Source organism: Bacteroidia bacterium (assembly GCA_039924845.1).
Taxonomy (GTDB): Bacteria; Bacteroidota; Bacteroidia; order DATLTG01; family DATLTG01; genus DATLTG01.
Genome location: JBDTAC010000080.1, coordinates 15,161 through 37,174, shown reverse-complemented (window position 1 = coordinate 37,174; position 22,014 = coordinate 15,161). Strand labels below are relative to the sequence as shown.

21 protein-coding genes are annotated in these 22,014 nt (G+C 35.6%); 8 read left to right on the top strand and 13 right to left on the bottom strand.

The features are described from left to right. The first annotated feature begins 170 nt into the window (after positions 1–170). The 5 genes from ABIZ51_09345 (at position 171) to ABIZ51_09325 (ending at position 4,664) form a co-directional block, all read left to right on the top strand. On the top strand, positions 171–581 hold the full coding sequence (locus ABIZ51_09345) for a BrxA/BrxB family bacilliredoxin (GenBank protein MEO7088984.1): 411 nt from the start codon (positions 171–173) through the stop codon (positions 579–581). Positions 582–698: 117 nt separating this feature from the next. Continuing rightward, positions 699–902 (top strand): twin-arginine translocase TatA/TatE family subunit, encoded by a 204-nt coding sequence (gene tatA / locus ABIZ51_09340; GenBank protein ID MEO7088983.1) that lies wholly within the window; start codon positions 699–701, stop codon positions 900–902. A gap of 76 nt (positions 903–978) precedes the next feature. Continuing rightward, positions 979–2,400, top strand: a complete 1,422-nt coding sequence (gatA, locus tag ABIZ51_09335) for an Asp-tRNA(Asn)/Glu-tRNA(Gln) amidotransferase subunit GatA (GenBank protein ID MEO7088982.1) — start codon at positions 979–981, stop codon at positions 2,398–2,400. 114 nt (positions 2,401–2,514) lie between these two features. Continuing rightward, positions 2,515–4,038 (top strand): LysM peptidoglycan-binding domain-containing protein, encoded by a 1,524-nt coding sequence (locus ABIZ51_09330; protein MEO7088981.1) that lies wholly within the window; start codon positions 2,515–2,517, stop codon positions 4,036–4,038. Between the two features lie 17 nt (positions 4,039–4,055). Then, positions 4,056–4,664, top strand: a complete 609-nt coding sequence (locus tag ABIZ51_09325; GenBank protein ID MEO7088980.1) for a PAP2 family protein — start codon at positions 4,056–4,058, stop codon at positions 4,662–4,664. Between the two features lie 12 nt (positions 4,665–4,676). On the opposite strand, the gene ABIZ51_09320 is transcribed toward ABIZ51_09325, so the two are convergent. From ABIZ51_09320 to ABIZ51_09310, 3 genes are read right to left on the bottom strand one after another with little or no spacing between them, the layout of a single operon-like run. After that, positions 4,677–5,024: a DUF4296 domain-containing protein gene (locus ABIZ51_09320; GenBank protein MEO7088979.1), complete on the bottom strand. Its 348-nt coding sequence runs from the start codon at positions 5,022–5,024 to the stop codon at positions 4,677–4,679. 10 nt (positions 5,025–5,034) lie between these two features. Continuing rightward, the gene (locus tag ABIZ51_09315) at positions 5,035–6,681 is read right to left on the bottom strand and encodes an NAD+ synthase (protein MEO7088978.1); all 1,647 of its coding nucleotides are present in this window, start codon (positions 6,679–6,681) and stop codon (positions 5,035–5,037) included. Positions 6,682–6,738: 57 nt separating this feature from the next. Further along, complete coding sequence (locus tag ABIZ51_09310) at positions 6,739–7,410, bottom strand: porin family protein (protein ID MEO7088977.1); 672 nt, start codon at positions 7,408–7,410, stop codon at positions 6,739–6,741. 61 nt (positions 7,411–7,471) lie between these two features. Between ABIZ51_09310 and ABIZ51_09305 the strand changes: the two genes are divergently transcribed. The 3 genes from ABIZ51_09305 to ABIZ51_09295 all read left to right on the top strand — a co-directional run bounded on the left by ABIZ51_09305 (position 7,472) and on the right by ABIZ51_09295 (position 10,804). Further along, entirely contained in the window at positions 7,472–8,491 is a 1,020-nt protein-coding gene (locus ABIZ51_09305) for a hypothetical protein (protein ID MEO7088976.1), read from the top strand. A 10-nt stretch (positions 8,492–8,501) separates the two neighbouring features. Then, positions 8,502–8,837 carry a gliding motility protein GldC gene (gene gldC / locus ABIZ51_09300; GenBank protein MEO7088975.1) on the top strand — a complete coding sequence of 112 codons (336 nt, stop codon included), beginning with the start codon at positions 8,502–8,504 and terminating at the stop codon, positions 8,835–8,837. Positions 8,838–8,971: 134 nt separating this feature from the next. After that, positions 8,972–10,804, top strand: coding sequence for a gliding motility-associated C-terminal domain-containing protein (locus ABIZ51_09295; GenBank protein MEO7088974.1), 1,833 nt, complete (start codon positions 8,972–8,974; stop codon positions 10,802–10,804). A 58-nt stretch (positions 10,805–10,862) separates the two neighbouring features. On the opposite strand, the gene ABIZ51_09290 is transcribed toward ABIZ51_09295, so the two are convergent. The 10 genes from ABIZ51_09290 to ABIZ51_09245 all read right to left on the bottom strand — a co-directional run bounded on the left by ABIZ51_09290 (position 10,863) and on the right by ABIZ51_09245 (position 22,010). Then, positions 10,863–12,170: a lysophospholipid acyltransferase family protein gene (locus tag ABIZ51_09290; protein MEO7088973.1), complete on the bottom strand. Its 1,308-nt coding sequence runs from the start codon at positions 12,168–12,170 to the stop codon at positions 10,863–10,865. A gap of 51 nt (positions 12,171–12,221) precedes the next feature. After that, complete coding sequence (gene murI, locus ABIZ51_09285) at positions 12,222–13,070, bottom strand: glutamate racemase (protein MEO7088972.1); 849 nt, start codon at positions 13,068–13,070, stop codon at positions 12,222–12,224. Positions 13,071–13,096: 26 nt separating this feature from the next. Continuing rightward, positions 13,097–13,672, bottom strand: a complete 576-nt coding sequence (locus ABIZ51_09280) for an OmpH family outer membrane protein (protein ID MEO7088971.1) — start codon at positions 13,670–13,672, stop codon at positions 13,097–13,099. Positions 13,673–13,698: 26 nt separating this feature from the next. Further along, complete coding sequence (locus tag ABIZ51_09275; GenBank protein MEO7088970.1) at positions 13,699–14,229, bottom strand: OmpH family outer membrane protein; 531 nt, start codon at positions 14,227–14,229, stop codon at positions 13,699–13,701. A 57-nt stretch (positions 14,230–14,286) separates the two neighbouring features. After that, positions 14,287–16,950, bottom strand: coding sequence for a POTRA domain-containing protein (locus ABIZ51_09270; protein MEO7088969.1), 2,664 nt, complete (start codon positions 16,948–16,950; stop codon positions 14,287–14,289). A 1-nt stretch (position 16,951) separates the two neighbouring features. Further along, complete coding sequence (locus ABIZ51_09265; protein MEO7088968.1) at positions 16,952–17,695, bottom strand: isoprenyl transferase; 744 nt, start codon at positions 17,693–17,695, stop codon at positions 16,952–16,954. A gap of 166 nt (positions 17,696–17,861) precedes the next feature. Continuing rightward, entirely contained in the window at positions 17,862–20,333 is a 2,472-nt protein-coding gene (locus tag ABIZ51_09260; GenBank protein MEO7088967.1) for a DUF5686 family protein, read from the bottom strand. A gap of 8 nt (positions 20,334–20,341) precedes the next feature. Further along, complete coding sequence (locus ABIZ51_09255) at positions 20,342–20,707, bottom strand: carboxymuconolactone decarboxylase family protein (GenBank protein MEO7088966.1); 366 nt, start codon at positions 20,705–20,707, stop codon at positions 20,342–20,344. Between the two features lie 39 nt (positions 20,708–20,746). Then, complete coding sequence (gene tatC, locus ABIZ51_09250; GenBank protein MEO7088965.1) at positions 20,747–21,574, bottom strand: twin-arginine translocase subunit TatC; 828 nt, start codon at positions 21,572–21,574, stop codon at positions 20,747–20,749. A gap of 64 nt (positions 21,575–21,638) precedes the next feature. Continuing rightward, positions 21,639–22,010 carry an MmcQ/YjbR family DNA-binding protein gene (locus ABIZ51_09245; protein MEO7088964.1) on the bottom strand — a complete coding sequence of 124 codons (372 nt, stop codon included), beginning with the start codon at positions 22,008–22,010 and terminating at the stop codon, positions 21,639–21,641. Positions 22,011–22,014 lie beyond the last annotated feature (4 nt).

Here is a 22,014-nt window from a genome sequence, read left to right as displayed (position 1 = left end):
CTTTTTTTTCAATTACTAAAGTCAGTTATTGATATGAATTTTTCATGAAGATAATTATTCTTTCGCTTTCAATAAGAATTTATTGAGATGTATTATTTCTATAATCGTACTAACTTTAGTACCTTTGCGGATGAAATAAACGAATTTTTTAATCTCAAAAATAAAAAAATATGTATCCCGAAAATTTAGTTGCCCCGATGAAAGCCGAACTAATTAGTGTAGGTTTTGAAGATTTAACAACGCCCGATGCTGTGGATAAAGCTATTAAAAGTGCTGGGACCACACTGGTGGTGATAAATTCTGTATGTGGATGTGCCGCAGGTGCAGCGCGCCCTGGAATTCGCATCGCTGTAAAGAACGAAAAAAAGCCAACGCATTTAACCACTGTTTTCGCTGGATTTGACACAGAAGCAGTTGCCAAAGCAAGACAATTTATGGCTCCTTATCCTCCATCTTCGCCTTGTATTGCACTTTTTAAAGATGGTAAATTGGTTCATTTTGTGGAAAGACATCACATAGAAGGTCGCTCTGCAGAAATGATTGCAGATCATTTGAAAATCGCATTTGACGAATTTTGTTGAAAAAAAACAGTAAAAAAGGGCGGTTGAAAAATTAATTTTTCGACTGTCTTTTTTCGAACATTCTCATTTTGGAAAAAAAACTATCTTTGTAACATTATTTAATTAAAACCATTAACCATGCAACACGGTGTTTATTTGGAGTTTATGAACTTCAGCGGAGGCGAAATATTTGTTATTCTCATTATTATTTTACTTTTATTCGGAGGTAGAAAAGTGCCTGAATTGATGAAAGGACTTGGAAAAGGTATCAAAGAATTTAAAGATGCATCCAACGGGATTGACAACGATGCTCCGAAAAAAGATTTAGAGAAAAAAGATTAATCTACACTATTTCCCAATCGTATCAACTGTTTTAATAAACTGTTGATTTTTTTCATTAATTCTATTTTAAATTTTCTTGAAGACTTATTCCTCTTTAACTGCGATACAAAAAGATTTTTCGGAAGGCAAATTGACCTGCGTAGAATTAGTGAAAAATTATCTTTCGCGCATCGAAGAAAAGAAACATTTGAATATTTTTCTGGAAGTTTTCTCTGCGGAAGCGCTGGAGAAAGCTACAATTATTGATGAAAAAATAAAAGCTGGAACAGCTGGTCGTTTGGCAGGAATGGTAATTGGCATGAAGGATAATATATGCATCAAAAATCATAAAATTTCTGCGTCTTCAAAAATTCTTGAAAATTTCACTTCGCTTTACAGCGCAACGGTTACCGAACGTATTTTAGCTGAAGATGCCATTATTATTGGACGTTGTAATTGTGATGAATTTGCGATGGGCAGCTCCAACGAAAATTCTGCTTTCGGAAATGTACTCAATCCTTTGAATGAAAAAAAAGTTCCAGGAGGCTCTTCTGGAGGCTCTGCTGCAGCTGTTGCAGCAGATTTATGTTTAGCAGCATTGGGAACAGATACTGGCGGATCGATTCGTCAGCCGGCTTCTTTTTGTGGCGTGATTGGCTTAAAACCCACTTATGGAAGGGTTTCCAGACACGGCGCGATTGCTTATGCCTCTTCGTTTGATCAAATTGGTCCGATTACAAAAAATATTTTTGACGCGGCACTTTTACTGGAAATTATTGCAGGCGCAGACGAATACGACAGCACGGTTTCCTCTAAAAAAGCAGAACAGTATTCAAAAAATTTAGAGAACAAATCGCCGAAAAAAATAGCAGTGTTAAAGGATTGCATGGAAAAGGAAGGATTAGATCCGGAAATAAAATTGCACATCGACACGCTGATTGAAAAATTAAAAAAAGAAGGACATACGATTGAAATGGTTGGTTTTCCTTACATCGACTATCTGGTACCAACCTATTATGTGCTTACCACAGCCGAAGCTTCTTCCAATTTATCCCGCTACGACGGTATTAATTACGGTTATAGAAGTGCAACGGCGAATGATTTGGAAACTACCTATACACAATCGCGCAGCGAAGGTTTTGGCGCGGAAGTGAAACGAAGAATTATGCTCGGAACATTTGTTTTGAGCGCTGGTTATTACGATGCGTATTATGCACGCGGACAAAAAGTAAGACGTTTGTTGCACGATAAAACAGCGGAAATTTTAAGTGAGTACGATTTTATTTTATCTCCGACAACTCCAGGAACAGCTTTTGATTTCGGAAAAAATTCGGCAGATCCGATTAAAATGTATTTGGAAGATATTTTTACCGTGCAAGCAAATATTGCAGGAATTCCAGCTATTTCATTACCCATCGGCAAACACAGTAACGGTTTGCCTTTCGGAATACAATTGATGGGAAAAAAGTTTGGAGAAACAGAATTACTTGCCTTCTCCAACTATTTAATCAACATATAGTCGTGCAGAAATTTTTTTTTTCGAGTTTGAAAAAAAGATTTTATTGTTTAGCTTTGCAGAACTCGTGTTTGTGATGAACTAACTTTTTTTGTTGCTTTCCGTATAATGTATCGCATGAAACTGAAGAACTACATATTTCTCCCGGCTTTCCTTCTTACGCTCTCGGCGGCAGCCCAATCGATTGCGCCGGCAAAAGCACCAACACTAAAAAAAGACAGTGTTGTTACTACTACGTTTGAAGACGACCCGATTGCTGCGATGCTCGATAGTTTATCGAATTTGCAATATTTTGATAAAACAGCAAAAAAATCATCTCTTCAAAAAAGAATCATAGGAAAATATCATTTCTCTGCGGATTCTGTTCCTCAATACGATGACAAAATATACGAAGCTCGTTTAGCAAAATTAGATGCGCAATCACCTTTCGATTTAGCCTATAACGATGCTGTAAAACAATACATTTTACTTTACGCTGTAAGGAGAAGAGATTTGGTGTCGAGGATTATGGCTATGTCGAAATTATATTTTCCGATGTTTGAAGAATTGCTCGATAAATACAATTTACCTCTGGAATTAAAATACCTTGCCGTAGTGGAATCTGCATTAAATCCGAGCGCTAAATCACGCACCGGAGCACGCGGTTTGTGGCAATTTATGTACACCACTGGAAAAATGTATAATTTGAATACAACTTCTTACGTAGACGAACGCAGCGATCCATATAAATCAACCGTTGCAGCCTGTGAATATTTTCAATATTTATACGATACTTTTGGCGATTGGCAATTGGTTTTAGCAGCCTACAACAGCGGACCAGGAACAGTAAGTCGTGCCATTAGACGCTCTGGCGGAAAAACAAATTATTGGGCAATTCGTCCGTATTTACCGAAAGAAACACAAGGTTATGTTCCCGCTTTCATCGCTGTAAATTATGTGTTGAATTATACGGCAGAACACAATATTTTTTCGGCAGTACCTCAAAAAACTTATTTTCAGGTAGATACCGTGAAAATAAAACAACAACTTTCTTTCAATCAAATTTCTTCGGTATTGCACATTCCTATTTCAGAAATTGAATTTTTAAATCCGGAATATAAATTAGATGTGGTGCCTTACAATCCAGATGGAGAAGAGTCCAGTTTGTGTTTACCGAAAGAAGATGTGGGAACTTTTATCACCAACGAAACAGCCATTTACAATTATTTAAAAACAGATACTGCTACGAGCGAGCAAATATTGGCGATGCAGGCATCTGAACCAATTGCGAAAACGTATAGAGTAAAAAAAGGCGAACATTTAAGCACCATTGCAAGTCGTTATAAATGCAGCGTTCGCGAATTAAAAGAATGGAATAATTTGCGTTCTTACAACATTCACGCTGGTGAAAAATTAACGATTTATATTACTTCTGGAGGAAACAGAGCAAAAGAAAGTTATGCGGCAAACAAGAAACAGCGAAAAAACGTATCTAAAAATAATAATTCTGATTATTACACGATACAAAATGGCGATACCCTTTGGAGTATCGCTAAAGCGCACGGACTAAGCGTTGAAAAATTAAAAAAAATCAATAATTTTAGCGATAATCAGCGCTTGAAAAAAGGCAGCAAAATAATTATCGCCATGGCGGGCAATTGAAAAAATATTTTTTCAAGATGCGTAGCGCAAAAATAATTTCATATCTATTTCATCCTTTATTAATGCCTCTTTTTGGGGTGTTTTTAATTTTTAATTTTGGGCAAGAAAATTATTTTTTGATTCCTCTTTCCGTACAAAAAATAACGTATCAAATTATTTTCGGATTTACTTTAGCACTACCTATTTTGTGCTTAATTGCTTTGAAGTATTCTCATCAAATTAAAAATTTTGAATTGAAAAGTCAAGAAGAACGCAGACTTCCGTATGTTATTACGGCTGTTTTTTTTACATTGGCTTATGCCAGTTTGAAATTTATTTCTCCAAATTCTTTTCCAATTATTCAATTTTTATTAGGCGCAACCATTAGTTTATTACTTGTGATGCTGATAAATTTAGAATTTAAAATAAGTGCACATACTACTGGAATTGGCGGTATTACAGGACTTTTTACTGGTGTCGGATTTAAAATACATGTCGATTTGCACCTTTTAATTATGAGTTTATTTTTTATTTCAGGATGCGTGGCGTATGCTCGATTGCATTTAAAAGCACACCGACCGATGGAAGTATATGCTGGATTTTTTCTTGGATTTTTGTCGGAATTAATCGTGGTATTATTCGTTTGAAAAATTATTTTTTCAACGCTTCATTTCTTCCGCTTTGCGCTTGCTCAATTCGTCCAACACGTCGTCGTAAATGCTATCCATAAGTACTGGATGATGGCTGTAAAAATCAAAACTTTTATTGTATTGTTCTGCCGTAATTTTCTCTTCTTTTAAAGGGTCGAAATAAGGTGCGTTTGGATTTGTTTTATTATCCTGCACCGACTTCAAATCGATGCTTGCTTCTAACAGATTTATTTTCACCAATACACTTACCATTTTTTCTCGTGGTAACACGTTGACAGGAATTTCTACTTCTTTTTTGCTATGGCACCCAATCGAAAAAGCAAAAGCGAAAACAACTATTCCCAAATGTAATTTCATAAAAACAAATTTAGTATTTTCCTACAATTGGCATTTTACGACCTGTTCCAAAAGCTTTATCCGAAACCCTTAATACAGGCGGCGTTTGATGACGTTTGTATTCGTTATTATTTATCATTTGAATTATTTTTTTTATCAACAAAATATCAAAACCAGAAGAAATAATTTCTTTTTCACTTTGTTTTTTTTCGATGTATTGAAATAAAATTTTATCTAAAATTTCGTAATCCGGCAAGGAATCAGAATCCTTTTGATCGTGACGCAATTCCGCAGAAGGAGCTTTCGAAAAAATATTTTTTGGAATCACTTTTTTAGTTGAATTAATTGTGTGCGCCAATTCGTATACTTCTGTTTTATACACATCCCCGATAACGGACAATGCGCCGCACATATCGCCGTAGAGTGTTCCGTAGCCCACAGCCATTTCGCTTTTGTTGGAAGTATTCAATAAAATGTGACCGAATTTATTTGACAAAGCCATCAACATTATTCCGCGGATACGCGCCTGCATATTTTCTTCTGCCAGGTTAAATGGACGATTTTCAAAATGCGGCTGCATCGTTTTTTCGAGTGTGTCAAACGTATTGTCGATGGAAATAAGTTGATGATGACAACCGATATTTTTAACCATTTCGAGCGCATCAGCAACGGAATGATCGGAAGAAAATTTAGACGGCATCAACACTGAAAAAATATTTTTTCCACCGAGCGCTTCACAAGCCAAAGCCAACACTACGGCAGAATCAATTCCGCCAGAAAGCCCGACAATAGCCGTTTTAAAATTATTTTTTTCGAAATAATCTCGAATCCCTAACACCAAAGCAGATTGTATTTTTTCAGCTTTCGAAAAATTATTTTTTTGAAGTGTTTTTTCTTCGCTAATTTTTTTTAATTCTTCTTTATCGGATGAAATTTCATAGATTTTAAAATCTTCTGAAAAAGAATTTAATTCGTCGAACGGTTTGCCATCATTGCTTATGACCATAGAGCCACCATCAAAAATTAAATCGGTTTGCGCACCCACTTGATTCACATAAAATAAGGGTAATTTATATTTTTTTACAGCTTTTGTTATAACAGATTTTCTAATTTCAGCGTGCGTAGTAGAAAAAGGCGAAGCAGCAATATTAACAATAAAATCCGGATTGTGTTTCATCAATTCATCCATTGGATTAACGGTGTACAAGGGATTTTCATCGTACCATAAATCTTCACAAATCGTCAAAGCAATTTTATGATTTTTAAAATGTACAACGTCCCATTTTTTATTCTGTTCGAAATGTCGACACTCGTCAAACACATCGTAATCGGGTAATAATGTTTTAGCATGTATGGATTTTATTTCTCCATTTTCAAGAAAAAAAGCCGCATTGAAAATTTTTTTTTCGTGTGCATTTTTATTCGCGCTTGGCGCACCAACAATGGCAGAAATTCCAACACATTGTTTGGCAATTTCCATTACCGCATTTTCGCATTGCTGAATAAAATGTGTGTATTCCAGTAAATCTTTTGGAGGATATCCGCACGCCGAAAGTTCCGAAAATACTATTAAATCAACCTTTCCCAGCTTTGCCTGTTGAATAGTATTTTTTATTTTGAAAACATTTTTTTCAAAATTGCCGATATGATAATTAAGTTGCGCTAAAGCTATTTTCATAGAAATAAAAAATCCCGATGGGTGAAATCGGGATTAAAAGTAAAGATTATTTTTTTTCTAAAACAACACGCCCAAATTTAGTTGAAGTCCTTTGGAGAGGATTTCGCTGCTGCTACTTTTGTTCACATTTAAAAATCCGTTATCAAATAATAAACCTGCAACCAAAGCGGTACTGCCACTCGGATTAAATTCAACGCCACCGCCTATCAACAAAGAAAGACGAACTGGATTGGTTGCATTTTGTACATCGCTCCCATTTGTGGAAGTTGCTGGAGCGGATCCAACAGTAGTGGTAATATTATCAGTTGCTTTTAAATTAACGCCAAGTCCTAAACCAAACTGTCCGTAATATTTAAGCAATCCAATCGCATTGGTTTTCATTTTTAACGTTAATGGAATTTGCAAATATTGCAATTGCTCTATGTTTGCTATGGTGGTGGTGATATTCATTGGAGCAGTGGTAGTCGTATTAGTATAAGTACCGCCGATACTAGCAACGCCCAAGCCGGTGGCAAAAGAATAATTATCTGTAAAGCCAAATTCGAGCATAACGCCATAACTAAATCCTAACTTTGGACCATTGGATGCATTATTAGGGGTGTTAGGCTTGAACCAATAAAGTCCAGGCGCAGCTTCCAATCCGAAATGGAATTTTTTATCGGAAGAGGATTGTGCAAATGCTGTGATTGCAAAAATGCTCGCAAAAGTTAAAGTAAGTATCTTTTTCATAATTTTGACGTTTTTAATTGAGAAGCAATATTACGTTTTTTTTTCATACATTATTTTCAACATGAAAAATTTAAGGAGGTTTAAGTCGGTTCTTGTATTGTTATTTTTTACATCGTGTAGCCATAATCGCTTGGATGTAGATGTTTCAAAAATAACAATTCCGGAAGTTAAAGTAGATCGATTGGATCAAGAGATATTCCAACTTTCGCCTAATAATACGGCGTTAGAATCTCAAAAATTGGAAAAAAAATACGGTATTTTTTATGCTCATTTGATTAGTAATTTTATCAATGATGGCGGGATAAAAGATACATCATACCTCACTAGTTTAAAACGATTTATTACGGATCCATCCATGCGAGAAGCATACGACAGCTGTGAAAAAAAATTTGCCAACGTGTCCTTTTTACAAACAGGTTTAACAGATGCGTTCAAACATTTCAAGTATTATTTTCCGGAGAAAAAAATTCCGAAAAAAGTAGTGGTTTTAATGTCAGGTTTTAATTATTCCGTCGTTAATTTTGACGGCGTATTGGGAGTTTGTTTGGAAATGTATTTAGGATCCAATTGTCGTTTTTATCCGATGTTGCAATTGCCGCAATACAAAACAATAGATATGTCGGCGCCATACATGGTAAGTGATTGCGTAAAAGGCTGGATGAATACCGAGTTTCCACAAAACGAAACTAAAAATAATTTTTTGACAAACATTATTCATGCTGGAAAAATTTTATACGTAACCGATGCGATGCTTCCAGATGTGAGCGATACGTTGAAAACCGATTTCTCGAAAAAACAAACCGATTGGTGCATCAAAAACGAATACAATATGTGGGCGTTTTTTATTCAACAAAAAATGTTGTATTCCAACGATTTTACAGAAATTGTAAAGTTTACGAACGAAGGTCCGTTTACTGCTGCGTTTAATAAAGAGTCGCCTGCACGTACAGGAAATTGGATAGGTTGGCGCATTGTACAAGCGTATATGAACAATCATCCGGAAGTAAGTTTGCAACAATTAATGGATGAAAAAGATTGCGAGAAAATATTGTTGGGATCAAAATACAAACCGTCAAAATAATTTAATAAATATGTCGAAAAAAAAATCTTCTGAAATAAAATTTTCCGTAACGCTGGATGAAAATAATGTTCCTGAAAATATTATTTGGGAAGCTATGGATGGAAAAGAAAAAAGTGAGAGTAAATCCGTATTTATTTCCATTTGGGATGCGAATGAAAACAATACTCTCAAAATTGATTTGTGGACAAAAGAGATGAATGTGGATGACATGAAACGTTTTTTTCATCAAACCCTCTTATCCATGTCGGATACATTAAAGCGCGCAACTGGAGAAGATAAAATGGCGAATGATATGAAAGATTTTTGCCATCATTTTGCCGAAAAATTAAATTTATTAGAAAAATAGTTTTCATTCTAAATGACATTATAAATGATTGACAATCACCTATTTGATTTTTAATTAGAATAAAATTTTGATTTCTCAAAGAATTTAGTATATATTTGTTAATCGAAAAATAGACACTAAAAAAATAAAAGCGCATGAAAAAATCATACTCTTTATCCCGAAAAAAAATCTTTATAGGCATCGCTTCATTATCCTTTATTTTTTGTGGAAGCAATATAAACGCACAAATATTTTTTAATAACGGCGCCCAAGTTTACGTGGCTTCTTCCACCATTGTTCAGATAAATGCTGGCTTACAAAGCGATAACATCATTGCAGGTCCTGGTGATTTTGATAACGAAGGAATTATCACGGTTACCAGCAATGGGGCTTTTCCGGGAAATATAGATCTTACTAATAATTCGGTGATGCACGGAAATGGAACTTATTATCTGGATCAAAATTGGATAAACGATGCTACTTTTAACGCAAACAACAGTGTTGTTAACATGAATGGAAATGCTGCAACACAACTAATAACAAGCACCACCAATACAATAACTACTTTTGATACACTGGAACTTACTGGTACAGGAGTTGGGGCGGCACGCATCAAACGTCAAACATTGAACGCTAATGTTACCAATGCACTTATCATTAATGACAGAGAATTGGCAACAGATAACAATACCATGCGTGTTTTAACTCCTACGCTTACTGCCGTTACAAATACAACCGTACCTGGCAATGAAGGTTTTGTAAGTAGTCTTGGAACTGGAAGTTTATCGCGTGTTACAAATACTGCTGCTGTTTACTTTTATCCAACAGGATCCAGTTTAGGTACTACTAGATATCGCCCAGTAAAATTGACCCCAGTAGCTGCTAATATTGATACCTTTTCTGTTCGCTTAGCAAACAATGATCCAACCCTTGATAGTTATAACAAAGCTTCTTTAGATAGCACGCTTTGTAAGGTGAATCCCTTATTTTATCATTTGATTAAGCGCGTTTCTGGAACGGACAATGCAGCTATCGATATTTTTTACGACCAAACAAATGACGGTTCTTGGAATGGCATTGCACAGTGGAACACACCACAAGTGGTAAAATGGAATAATACAGGAGTTGTAACGGCTACTACCACTGTTCCATTAAGTGATGTATTAAAAACAAATTGGAGTAATTTCAGTAATACGCCTTACGTACTTGCTGCACCAAATCCTGCGGCGCCTGTGATTAATTGTATCGGACCTATTTGTCCAGGAACACCAAATAACTTAGTTACCGTTACAGGAAATGGGACTTCATACACTTGGACAACTCCTGGCGGAACTACCATTGTATCTGGACAAGGAACTGATTCTCTTATTGTGAATTGGGGAAATACTCCGGGTACTATTACGGTAATTTCGAATTCTAACACAGGCTGTTCTTCCAGTCCGGCTTCTTGTACAGTTTCATTAAATCCGAAACCAGATGCAGGCTTTGATACTATTTCTTCTGGAACGTATAATAATTTATATGCTTTTAATGATACTAGTAAAGGTGGCGTAACATCGTGGGCATGGTTATTCGGCGATGGTTCCAGTTCTACATCACAAAACCCAACCCACAACTATCCAGGTGCTGGTATCTATCCAGTAACAGAAGTAGTAACGAACGCTTTCGGATGTAAAGACACTATCACGTACGACGTAAAAGTAAATGAAGGAATTATTATTCCCAACGTGTTTACTCCAAATGGAGATGGTAAAAACGACGAATTTTATATCCCGAACAGCGGAATGAAACAGTTTTCGATTGACATATTTAATCGATGGGGCGTAAAAGTATTTAGCTCTACAGCTTCGGATATACGTTGGGACGGACGATCTACAGCAGGTGTTAATATGTCTGATGGAACGTATTATTATATTTTGAAAGCAGTTTCTACTTCAGGTAAAGATTATAATGTGAATGGATTTGTAACACTTATTAGAGGAAAATAAAATTAGTATTCTCTACATAAAAAAGAGGCTCGAAAAATTAATTTTTCGAGCCTCTTTTTTATACAAAAAACTTTATCTCTTTCCACTCCTGAAGAATTTCCTCTCGCTCTGAAAAAAGATGTTCAACGAACGATTTATCTTTTTTAATTAAACGTCTTAAACTTATTTTTCCTTTTACTTTTTTGATCAAACGCTGATAACGCAAAGCATATTTTCCGCTTAGCGGAAGTAAAAGAATAAAGCCAATCAATACGAAAAAATTGAAGAAATGAATCAGTAAAAGGCTCTCCATTATATAAAAAATTAAGAAAATAAAAGTGCCAGCGCTACAATTCACAGAGCTGAAGAACTCTATGTTTTTAACGATTTTATTGGTGAGCGAATACGAAATTTTATACGGCACATAATGAACAATTAATCCGTAAACGAAAAGAGGAAAGCCAATAACAAGTTCGAAAACTTGTATCGAAAAATTATTTTTTTGAGCGTATGTAATTGGATTTTTCCAGAAAAAATAATCGCGCAAATTATTTTTTTCCAATTCTTCTGAATATGCGACAATCTTTTTTCGAAAAATTTCCGCCTTCGAAAAATTATTTTTTTGAAGACGATTTATTGCTTCTGCAATTCCGCAACTCAGTAAAAACTTTTTCTCCGATTTGCTTTCTGAAAAATTATTTTTTGAAAGTATTTCTTTTCCATATATCTCTTCCAAATCCGCTACCAAAAAATCATTTTTTTGCTCCTCGATAATTAATAATTCTGCCGCCATTTGTTTTTCCAAATCACCTGTAAGTGCATTAATAGCACGCGCTTTATCCTCTTTATATAATTCTTCGTACGCTTTTAATTTGATTGGTTTCCCGAAATTAATTACCAAATCACTTCTAAAATTCTCCGGTTTATAATAATTCATTCCAATTGGAACAATCAACAAATCCATGTTAAAATCTCGAGCGGCTTCTGCTCCAAAAACCAATCGTGCAGTACCTTTTTTTAATTTACGAAGTCGCCTTTCTTGAATGCACAAACCTTCGGAAAAAATAATAATGGTTCCATTTTTTGCTAAAATTTCAGCACATATATCAAATGTCTCTTCGTTCTTATGCAATTTATCGGCGCCTTCTTGCAAGCGATAAATCGGTACTAATCCTATCTTTCCGAGAATCCATTTTTTAAACGGCGTATTAAATGCATCCGAACGCGCCAAATAATGCAAGCGATTTTTCACAAAAACAGAAACGATAATTGGATCTAAAAAAGAATTTGGGTGATTGCAAGCGAGCACTACTGGCTGATTTTGCGGCAAATTTTTAATATTCCGAATATGGATTTTCTTGTAGAAAACTTCTACCGAAATCCGCATGAGTATTTTTAAGCTTCGGTAAAGCAAGGGCTGAAAATTATTTTTTTGTGATTATTTCCAAAGAGAAATTTTCTCTAATTGGATTTTATTTTTGAAAAAAAACTTGGTGCTTTGCTCAAACGAATCCGTATAATCCGAAACATAAAAATGGTGTTTCGGTTTTTTTGTATTGTTCAATAACTTTTCTTTTTTCAATAAATCGTGCACGTAAGTCGCCACAACTTTGGCAGAATCCACAATATCAATACTGTTTTTATAATACTCTTCAATTTCTTTTTTGATGAGTGGATAATGCGTACAAGCCAAAATTAAGGAATCAATTTTTTTGAGTTTCGGACGCGAGAGATAGGAATTAATTATCGTGCGACTGATTTTATTATTGAAAAAACCCTCTTCAATCATCGAAGCTAAAAGCGGAGTTGCCAAGGATTTTACTTCTACATTTTTGTTTAACGAAATTATTTTTTTCGCGTAGATATCCGATTTAATAGTGCCTTTTGTGCCGATTACGCCAATGTTTTTTACTTTTTTCTTCACTACTTCTTGCACCACCGGATCCACCACATTTACTAACAATGCTTTGTTCCCTACAAAATCTTTCACTACTTCGTACGCCATTGCTGATGCGGTATTACAAGCAATTACAATTATTTTGCACTCGTGTTCCAACAAAAATTGACTGATACGAATGGCATAATATTTTATAGAATCCGGCGATTTATCGCCGTAAGGCATGTGAGCCGTATCTCCAAAATAAACAAGGTTTTCGTTGGGAAGTATTTCGTGAATCGCATTAGCAACAGTAAGCCCGCCTATTCCGGAATCAAATATTCCGATAGGATTACTTGCAAAATTCTTTTTTTTCGAGTTAAACAATGGAAGAAATGCTAAGCAAAACATCCCGCTAAAGCGGGATGTTTTAAAAATTAATTTGTTGGAGCTGTACTGCTTCCTGAAGTCGGAGTGCTGTTATCCATTGCTGGTTTTGCGTTGGGATCAATTCCTAATTTTTTTCTGACTGCATCCATAATATCATCAGAAGGGTCAGAATATAAAACAACACCGGAGCTTGTATCTAATACGTATTTATACCCTTTTTCTTTTGCTACTTCATTGATGGCTTTTTTCGCTTTTTGATAAACAGGTTTTGTTAAGTCATCGTTCTTCTTCTGGATATCTTGTTGCGCTTGTGTTTGAAAATCTTGAATTCGCTGATTCAAATCATTCAATTCTTTTTGTTTGGTTTGTTTCACCAAATCAGTATAATTTGCTTGGTTTTGTTGGTAATCTTGGTATTTAGTTTGTAATTCTTTTTGCATGGAAACAACTTGTCCTTGAAGTTGATTGTAATAATCTTGGGCTGCTTTTTTTGCGGCTTGAGATTCAGGCATCACGGCCAAGAGAGAATCAACACTGATGTGCGCTATTTTTTGCGCGTTTACTTGGATGCTTGTTGCAAACAAAACAATTGCCACGATGGCTGTTTTTATCACTTTTTTCATTGTTATTTTTGGTTTAGGTTTTAGGTTTATCTTTTATCGGCTCCAGGTTTATAGCCCATGGATTCCAATACTTCATCGCTTTTATCGTACTTAGCAGCGGTATAAAGCATTGTTAAATCGCTTGACTTATCAAACACCACGGCATAATTGTCCTTTTCTGCCAGTGCTTTTACTGCATTGTACACTTTATCCTGAATCGGTTTTACTAAATCTTGTCGTTTTTTAAATAAATCTCCTCCCACGCCGAAACGTTGTTTTTGTAGATCTTTTGCAGATTTTTCCTTTGACTCAATTTCTTCTTCTCTTTTCTTTTTCATATCTTCAGTCAACAATATTTGGTCGGCTTGATAGGCTTTGTAAAGTTTGTCAATTTCGGTATATTTCGCCTCAATTTCTTTTTGCCACCCAACTGAAATTTTATCCAATTGGTCCTGAGCCGCTTTGTATTCTGGAATATTGGAAAGAATATATTGCGTATCTACGTAGGCAAAACGTTGCGCGGACGAAATAGCAGCAGTGCCGAAAATCAATCCGAAAATCAAGGCTATTTTTTTCATTTTTTTAGTTTTTATTTTTTGATTCATGCACTGTACAAAAACCGTGCAAAATATTTTTTAAAGTTCTCCCATGGAGGTTCCAATTGTAAAATGAAATTGTGATTTCTGCATATTCGGAGCAGTGGGAACATTGTCCAATCTCCATCCATAGTCGAAGCCTAATAATCCGAACATCGGTAAGAAAATACGCACGCCGACACCTACCGAACGATATACACTGAAAGGATCAAATTGTTGAAATGTGGTCCAGGAATTTCCAGCTTCTGCAAATGATAATAAATAGACCGTAGCTTGCGGATTGAGAGATATTGGGTAATGCAATTCCAGTGTGTATTTGCAAATCATTGCAGCTCCAGTAGTTGGAGATAATGATTGGTCATCGTATCCTCTCATTGCAATAATTTCTCTACCATCAATATTGTATCCAGTTAAACCACTTCCACCCAAATAGAAACGTTGAAAAGGAGATAATCCTATTTGGTTGTTATACATGCCTAAAAACCCAAAACCTGCACGCGCATTGAATACTAAATTATGAGCTTCTTTTCCTTCTGCAGCACGCAAATTAGTGAGAGGAGCAAACCAAGATGCGGTAAACTTATATTTTTGATATTCTACGAAATGAAACTTTTGAGCCTCTGTTTCGGTGGCATAATCGGTATTTGGAGAAAATAAGGAATAAGGTGGCGTCCATTGTCCTGACAAGGTAATTTGAGAACCACTGCTGGTAAAAATAGGGCGATCAATAGAATTTCTCGAAAGTGCCAATTTATAACTAAAGTTATAAGAAATACCGCTGCTGTAGGAAAATACCGAAGCATAATTGTTCAAAATGTATTTTTGAAGTGCAACTTCTTGATATAAACTAAAATAATCGTCGGGAAAGCGAAGTCTTTTTCCAAGTCCTACGGAAAGTCCGTTAATCGTGATGTCAGCACGAGCTGGATTAGCTTCTGTTGCACCGTTTACAGATATAGTTTTAGGTTGTCCGTTGGATTGAATGGAATGATATATACTTACTGTGAGCGAATTGGGCTTTTTGCCTCCCAACCAAGGCTCCGTGAAGGAAGCGTTGTATGATTGATAATTAATTCCATTGGCTTGTGCGCTCAAACTTAATTTTTGTCCATCGCCCGACGGTAAAGGCCTCCAAGCAGATCCATTAAAGAAATTACGTGCTGAAAAATTATTAAATGAAAGCCCGACAGTTCCAACAATCATCCCTGCGCCCCAACCGCCCGAAAGCGACACTTGATCAGATGGCTTTTCTTCTACACCGTAATTAATATCTACTGTTCCATCTGCTTGATGCGGAATAGGAGTAACGGTCATTTTTTCAGGATCAAAATAACCTAATTGTGCCAATTCTCGTTGCGTACGCATAATGTCTGAACGTCTGAATAATTGCCCTGGTTTAGTACGAATTTCGCGTAGCACAACACGATCGTTCGTTTTTGTATTTCCGGTTACGGTAACTTTATTGATAATGGCTTGTTTTCCCTCGTAAATATGCATTTCAAGATCAATGGAATCATTTTCTACCATCACTTCGACAGGTGTAACTTGAAAAAATAAATATCCGTTGTCCATATAAAGCGAGCTTACATCGGTTCCATTCGGGTTCATTGTTAATTTTTCATCCAACAGGGATTGATTGTACACATCGCCTTTTTTTATTCCAAGTACTGCAGCAAGCGTCCTATCGGTGTATTTAGAGTTTCCAACCCATGTAATATTTCGAAAATAATATTTTGAACCTTCTTTAATCGTAATCTTAATATTGACAAGGTTCTCACTCGTTTTATAAACGCTGTCTTTTACTATTTTTGCATCGCGATAACCTATGGAATGGTATTTGTCAATAATATTTCCTTCATCTTTCTTCAAATTTTCAACTAAATATTTTGAGCTGTTAAAGATGTTATACCAGCGTTTTTGTTTGGTGTCCTTCATCGTATGGCGTAATTTCCTTGCACTCAAAGAAGAATTTCCGTCAAAAATAATATTCCCAATTTTAATTTTTTCACCTTTATCTACTTTTATATACAAAATAACACCCAAACTTATTCCTGCTGCCACATGATTTTTATTTTGTGTTTTTTCTTTGTGATTTTCATTCGGATTTTTAGTATCATCTATTTGATTTGTATTGGAATTGTCGGACTCTTCACCTCCTGCAACGAGTGAAGTATCAGATTGTTCCTTCACGGATACTTTCACATTCATAAATCCTTTGTCTATGTAATGGTCTTTAACAGTATTGATGATATTGGCGATGAGGTAATCCGTTACTACTTTACCGCGAACCAGTTTGAGTTTGTCCCGCAAATCGTCTGCTTCCGACCTTTTAACTCCCGAAAAAGTAAATTTGGAAAGTCGTGGGCGTTCCACAATAGCGATGTTTAAAAAAACACTTTTGCCCTGTATTCTTGTAACTTGAATTTTAACATCGTCAAAAAGTCCTTGTTTCCATAAGTTTTCGATACCGCTGGCTATTTTATCGCCAGGTATTTGCACTTTTTGTCCGGGCGACAATCCGGAAAGGAGAATCAGCACATTTTTATCCAAATGTTGCGTTCCAGAAACAGTAATTCCACCAATAGTATATTCTTTCGGATTGGAATAATCAATTTTTGTGGAGTCGTTGCCAATCTGAACTTGCGCACTTATAAAAGTGGTGATAAGGAATAAAAAACTAAGTGCTAAAACTATTTTTTTCATTTTAATTGGCTAATTGTTCGCTTGTTTTTCCAAACCGGCGCTCTCGGGTTTGATAATTAATAATGGCTTCGTATAAATCTGCTTTTCTGAAATCGGGCCATAATTTTTCTGTGAAATAAAATTCGGCGTAAGCCAACTGCCACAATAGGAAATTACTGATGCGGTACTCTCCGCTGGTGCGAATCATCAATTCAGGATCTGGAAATTGGGCGGTGTTTAAATAGGAACTAAGCATTTTTTCGTTGATGTCTTCTGCTTTTATTGTTTTGCTTTCGATGTGTTGAGCTATTTTTTTCACTGCATTAACGATTTCCCATCTGGAACTATAACTTAACGCTAACACTAAATTCATTCTTTTATTGTGTTCCGTCTTTTGCATCGCTAAATTTAATTCTTCTAAACACTTTTTCGGCAAACTGTTTAAATCGCCAATAGCTAATAATCGGATATTATTTTCATTCAGTGTTTTGGTTTCTTTGCTGATGGTGGAAACCAGTAATTGCATCAGTGCATTTATTTCATATTCCGGACGATTCCAATTTTCGGTAGAAAAAGCATAAAGTGTAAGATATTCAATTCCTAATTCTGCCGCTGTTTCCACCGTTTCTTTTACTGCTTTTATTGCATTTTGATGCCCAAAAATACGCGCTTTCCCTTTTTGTTTTGCCCATCGTCCATTTCCATCCATAATGATAGCAATGTGTTTGGGCAGTTTTTTAAAATCTATTTTTTCTTTTAATTCCATGATAACAAAAAAAATCGTCCCAGCTAAAAGGGGACGTTTTTAACAAAACGTGCAAAGTTAATAATATTATTCGAGATACTGATATCAGCTAAAAAGACCTTCTGAAAAATTATTTTTTTGAAGTCTTTTTTATGCAAGGATATTTCGTGTTTGAAAAATTATTTTTTCAAAACATTAATTGCAACGTTCCGCGAATACCGAAACGAGAAATATCCGGATCATTTAGATAAGACAATCGCCAAACGGCATCAATACGAATTACTTTAAAAATATTTTCGATGCCAACTCCTGTTTCATAATAAGCGCCTTGGTTTAAGGAATGTAAGGTGGATGGGAAAAGTAAGGTGTTTCTGTCAGCACTGCTTACGCTGCCTACCAGTGCTTTTGCTTCTACTACTTCTCTCCATTTTAATTTTCGCAACAAAGGAATGTGATTGAAAAAAAATCCGTCGAAATGCTCTTCTACCAAGGCGTCTGCATATTGGTCGCTTGCAAACTCGTAATAATTCATCAAATTAAATGTGTTCGGATCGTAAAAATAAGTTTCGTTGCCAGGATGTAAAACCATTAACGGATACGGAATATTTCCAAAAACTTTTCCGCCTTCTAAAGTATAATTGATGTGTCCGAAAGGTAAAATGTTTACACGCTGACTGATATTCAACACAAATTTATTGTATTGATAATCACTATTGAAAAGTCCTTTTATGCCCAACATATAATCGAATTGAAAAACGGGATTCATGTTTGGTACGGGGACACGAATAAAACCTTCATCAATATATTTTTGATCTTTCGAATACGTTGTTTCCAATTTTAACTCAGATGATTTGATATTGGGTTTTGTAATCAATTCGTTTTCGTTGTTGTAGTATTGGTATTTGAAATCGCCCAAGGGAATCATCGTGCGCCCGATAAAACTAAATACTGTTCCAAAACCAGGAAACCATTCTTTGTCGTAATACGCATGCACTTCTTCCACTTTCGTGAGATTGTTAAGCGGACTTCTTGAAAAAAGCGATGTCAGTAAATTATCTGTCGGAACAATGTTGTCGTTTGTTCCTAAAATTTCATAATCATTTTTATACGTAATTCCGATTATTTCGCGTGGTTTATGCGAAACAAATGTTTTAAATCCGATACCGTATTTTAATTTTTGATCCGTAAATCCGTAAGCTGCATATCCGCTTAACTCGTACCACGAACTGAAATTAGAACTTGTTCGCCCACCCATCCGAATGCGTGTTCCTTCAATTTGATTGGCGCTGAGCATATATCCGTAAGGACCAATATCAAAATTACCCACCGTTTTATAACCAGTATAAAGCAAACTGACAATGCCAAACCATGTATGATAAATGGGTAAAGATTCCACGCTGTCCACCATTTGATAAATTTTCTTTTCTTCTTTGGAAAGGGAGTCTGGGCGATTTTTTTTCCAATACGTATCGGATCGATTTACTGCACCTTTTTGCAAAACTAAATTATCTGTCTTCGAATAAAAATCATTCGGTTTCGGTTGATGCAAAACGATGTTGTGATAATACGTCGTTTTTCGTCCGTAAACTCCCATCGTATTTTTTTGAATGGCAAAATCAACAATCCGCTTGTCGGTGCTCAGCATCCATGTCTTATCTATGTATTTGTAATCTTGAATTACGTTGTACTCGGTAATGAAATCAATATTTGTTCCTGGGGCTAAAGACATTTCCAAACGTGCCACAGCAAAGGTGGTATCGGCAATCCAAATATTTCCGGTAAAGGCAAATGCTTGTTTGTGTTTCGGTTTAAATTGAATTTGATAACACCAATGTCCATTCAACACCAAGCTATCAATCAAATAATATTTGTAATACAATAATCCGTTGTTCGAAATGGGACTGAAATAACTGGTGGTAGCAACCAAAAAAGAATTATCGTAAATATTAAATGTTTGATACATATCGCCTGTAAACTGCGCGATGCTGGCGTCTTGCATTCCGGATACTTTACTGGCATTGATGATTTCTTGCTTGTATTTTGGATCTTTTTTATAATACACATCCGACAAGGTTTCCGTGATAAACATGGGCAAATACGGCTTTTCTTTCACATTGGAACTATCAATATTATCGAACACAAATTTGATAGGTTTAAAAACTTTTCGGTTTTTAAATTTTTCGGAAAGATTGTTCAAATCAAATTCTAATTTATTGTACACTTGGTATTGATACGCATCCAAATAATCTGGGTCATTTTCCGGCTTGTGTGCAATTACTTTTCGTAAAATTTTATGTGCTGGGTTTTCGCCCGGACGAATAGTAATTTCAGGCAAATCCATTTCGGAAGGCTGTAAAAACACATTGACAATTTGTGTTTGGTGATGGATTATTTTGTGTGAAAAAGTGGTGTATCCGATGTATGAAAATTGGATGGAATCAGCAGAAATATCAGAAGAAATGGTGTAATTTCCTTCTACATCTGTGGTAGTCCCAATAGTTGTGCCTTGCAGCGCAACACTGATAAATGGCAATGGTTCGCGGGTTTTCGCATCGTACACTCTTCCCGAAATTTTTGTTTCTTGCGCAGATAAAATCGAAACACAAAATAGTGAAAAAAGAAAAAATAAAACACGCATTTTTTTTATGAAAAAGTGCATTCGAAAAATTATTTTTTTGAAGCCTGTTTTTTTTCTTTTTTTAATTCTTCCCAATACGCAACTGCTCTTCGCGTATGCGGAATAACAATTGTTCCGCCTACAATATTCGCAACGGCAAAGGTTTCAAAAAGTTCTTCGTCCGATACATTTTGTTCGTCACATTTTCCCAAATGATATTTAATGCAATCATCGCAACGCAAAACCATCGAAGCCACCAAACCCAATAATTCTTTTGTTTTCACGGGAAGTGCACCTGCCTGATACGTATTTGTATCCAAATTAAATAAACGTTTCAGCACCAAATTATCTTGTGCTAAAATTTTTTCGTTCATCGCTTCGCGAAAATCATTGAACTCAGCTATGGAATTGCTCATCGGAAAATTATTTTTTCAAAACACTTTTTAACGTTCGAATTAAATTACTTTTTTTCGTTTTTGCGCAAAGGCTGAAACAAAAATACTCACTTCAAACAACAAATACAAAGGCACTGCTACCACCATTTGCGAGGTAACATCCGGCGGACTAATAAATGCTGCGCCAATCAAAACAACAATAACGGCATGCCTGCGATATTTACGCATAAATGCTGCTGAAAGGATTCCGAACTTGGTTAGAAAATAAACGATAATCGGTAATTCGAAAACCAAACCGAGTAAAAAAACCAAACTCGTAACGGTAGAAATATACGAATCCATCGTAATCATATTCGACACATCGCTTCCGCTGATACTGTAATTTCCAAGAAAATTTATCGTCCATGGCACAATTAAAAAATAACTGAAACTCGCGCCCAGTAAAAAAAGTAAGGTCGCAAAAAACACAAAACCTTTGGCGCCTTTTATTTCTTTTTGTTTTAAAGCAGGTTTTATAAACAACCAAAATTCCCATAAAACGTAGGGCATTCCGAGGATTAATCCGGCAACGAAGGAAACCCACATGCTCATCGTTAATTGTCCAGCGAGCTCCGTATTTATTAATTGTATCGGAATTTTATGAATGCACAATTCCGGCATATTTAATCTTCCGCCAATTCGGCAAAGAATGCGATACGTAATGAAATCAGGGTTTTTCGGACCAAATAAAACTGTTCCGAATAAAAATTTTTCATTGATAAACATCACTACGCCCAAAATAGAAACCACAATTACGGAGCGCATCAAATGCCAACGCAAGGTTTCGAGATGTGCCAAAAATGACATTTCTCCGTTCGGATTGAGTGCTTGTTTTATCCTTTCAAACATAATTTTTCAGTGGCTAAAGGTAAAAAAAAACAGGACAGTTTTCCGTTTGCGAAACGCAAGATTTTTACAGCGAAGAATTCGTGTCGGAAAAATAATTTTTCTGAACTGTTTTTGGGAGTGATAAAATAATCAAACGATAGGATTCATTTATCCATTTTTGCAATTGCTGTTTACTTACAGAACCATCTATAATAATGGTATTCCAATGTCTTTTATTCATGTGATAACCTGGTAAAACACAATCGTATTGTTCACGTAATTCAGTGATTTTTTCCGGATCGGATTTTACATTAAATTGCAATGGATTGGAACTTAAACTACAAAGTAAAAATATTTTTCCGCACACTTTAAAAACCAATGTATCCGATCCAAACGGGAAACTTTCCGTTACTTCTTGTTTTGTCAAACAATAATCTCGGAGTTCTTCGCTATTCATTTTT

Coding starts and splice junctions, on each gene's coding strand:
- ABIZ51_09345 (MEO7088984.1), top strand. CDS start 171: ATGTATCCCGAAAATTTAGTTGCCCCGATGAAAGCCGAACTAATTAGT.
- tatA (MEO7088983.1), top strand. CDS start 699: ATGCAACACGGTGTTTATTTGGAGTTTATGAACTTCAGCGGAGGCGAA.
- ABIZ51_09330 (MEO7088981.1), top strand. CDS start 2,515: ATGAAACTGAAGAACTACATATTTCTCCCGGCTTTCCTTCTTACGCTC.
- ABIZ51_09325 (MEO7088980.1), top strand. CDS start 4,056: ATGCGTAGCGCAAAAATAATTTCATATCTATTTCATCCTTTATTAATG.
- ABIZ51_09320 (MEO7088979.1), bottom strand. CDS start 5,024: ATGAAATTACATTTGGGAATAGTTGTTTTCGCTTTTGCTTTTTCGATT.
- ABIZ51_09315 (MEO7088978.1), bottom strand. CDS start 6,681: ATGAAAATAGCTTTAGCGCAACTTAATTATCATATCGGCAATTTTGAA.
- ABIZ51_09310 (MEO7088977.1), bottom strand. CDS start 7,410: ATGAAAAAGATACTTACTTTAACTTTTGCGAGCATTTTTGCAATCACA.
- ABIZ51_09305 (MEO7088976.1), top strand. CDS start 7,472: ATGAAAAATTTAAGGAGGTTTAAGTCGGTTCTTGTATTGTTATTTTTT.
- gldC (MEO7088975.1), top strand. CDS start 8,502: ATGTCGAAAAAAAAATCTTCTGAAATAAAATTTTCCGTAACGCTGGAT.
- ABIZ51_09295 (MEO7088974.1), top strand. CDS start 8,972: ATGAAAAAATCATACTCTTTATCCCGAAAAAAAATCTTTATAGGCATC.
- ABIZ51_09290 (MEO7088973.1), bottom strand. CDS start 12,170: ATGCGGATTTCGGTAGAAGTTTTCTACAAGAAAATCCATATTCGGAAT.
- murI (MEO7088972.1), bottom strand. CDS start 13,070: ATGTTTTGCTTAGCATTTCTTCCATTGTTTAACTCGAAAAAAAAGAAT.
- ABIZ51_09280 (MEO7088971.1), bottom strand. CDS start 13,672: ATGAAAAAAGTGATAAAAACAGCCATCGTGGCAATTGTTTTGTTTGCA.
- ABIZ51_09275 (MEO7088970.1), bottom strand. CDS start 14,229: ATGAAAAAAATAGCCTTGATTTTCGGATTGATTTTCGGCACTGCTGCT.
- ABIZ51_09270 (MEO7088969.1), bottom strand. CDS start 16,950: ATGAAAAAAATAGTTTTAGCACTTAGTTTTTTATTCCTTATCACCACT.
- ABIZ51_09265 (MEO7088968.1), bottom strand. CDS start 17,695: ATGGAATTAAAAGAAAAAATAGATTTTAAAAAACTGCCCAAACACATT.
- ABIZ51_09260 (MEO7088967.1), bottom strand. CDS start 20,333: ATGCACTTTTTCATAAAAAAAATGCGTGTTTTATTTTTTCTTTTTTCA.
- ABIZ51_09255 (MEO7088966.1), bottom strand. CDS start 20,707: ATGAGCAATTCCATAGCTGAGTTCAATGATTTTCGCGAAGCGATGAAC.
- tatC (MEO7088965.1), bottom strand. CDS start 21,574: ATGTTTGAAAGGATAAAACAAGCACTCAATCCGAACGGAGAAATGTCA.
- ABIZ51_09245 (MEO7088964.1), bottom strand. CDS start 22,010: ATGAATAGCGAAGAACTCCGAGATTATTGTTTGACAAAACAAGAAGTA.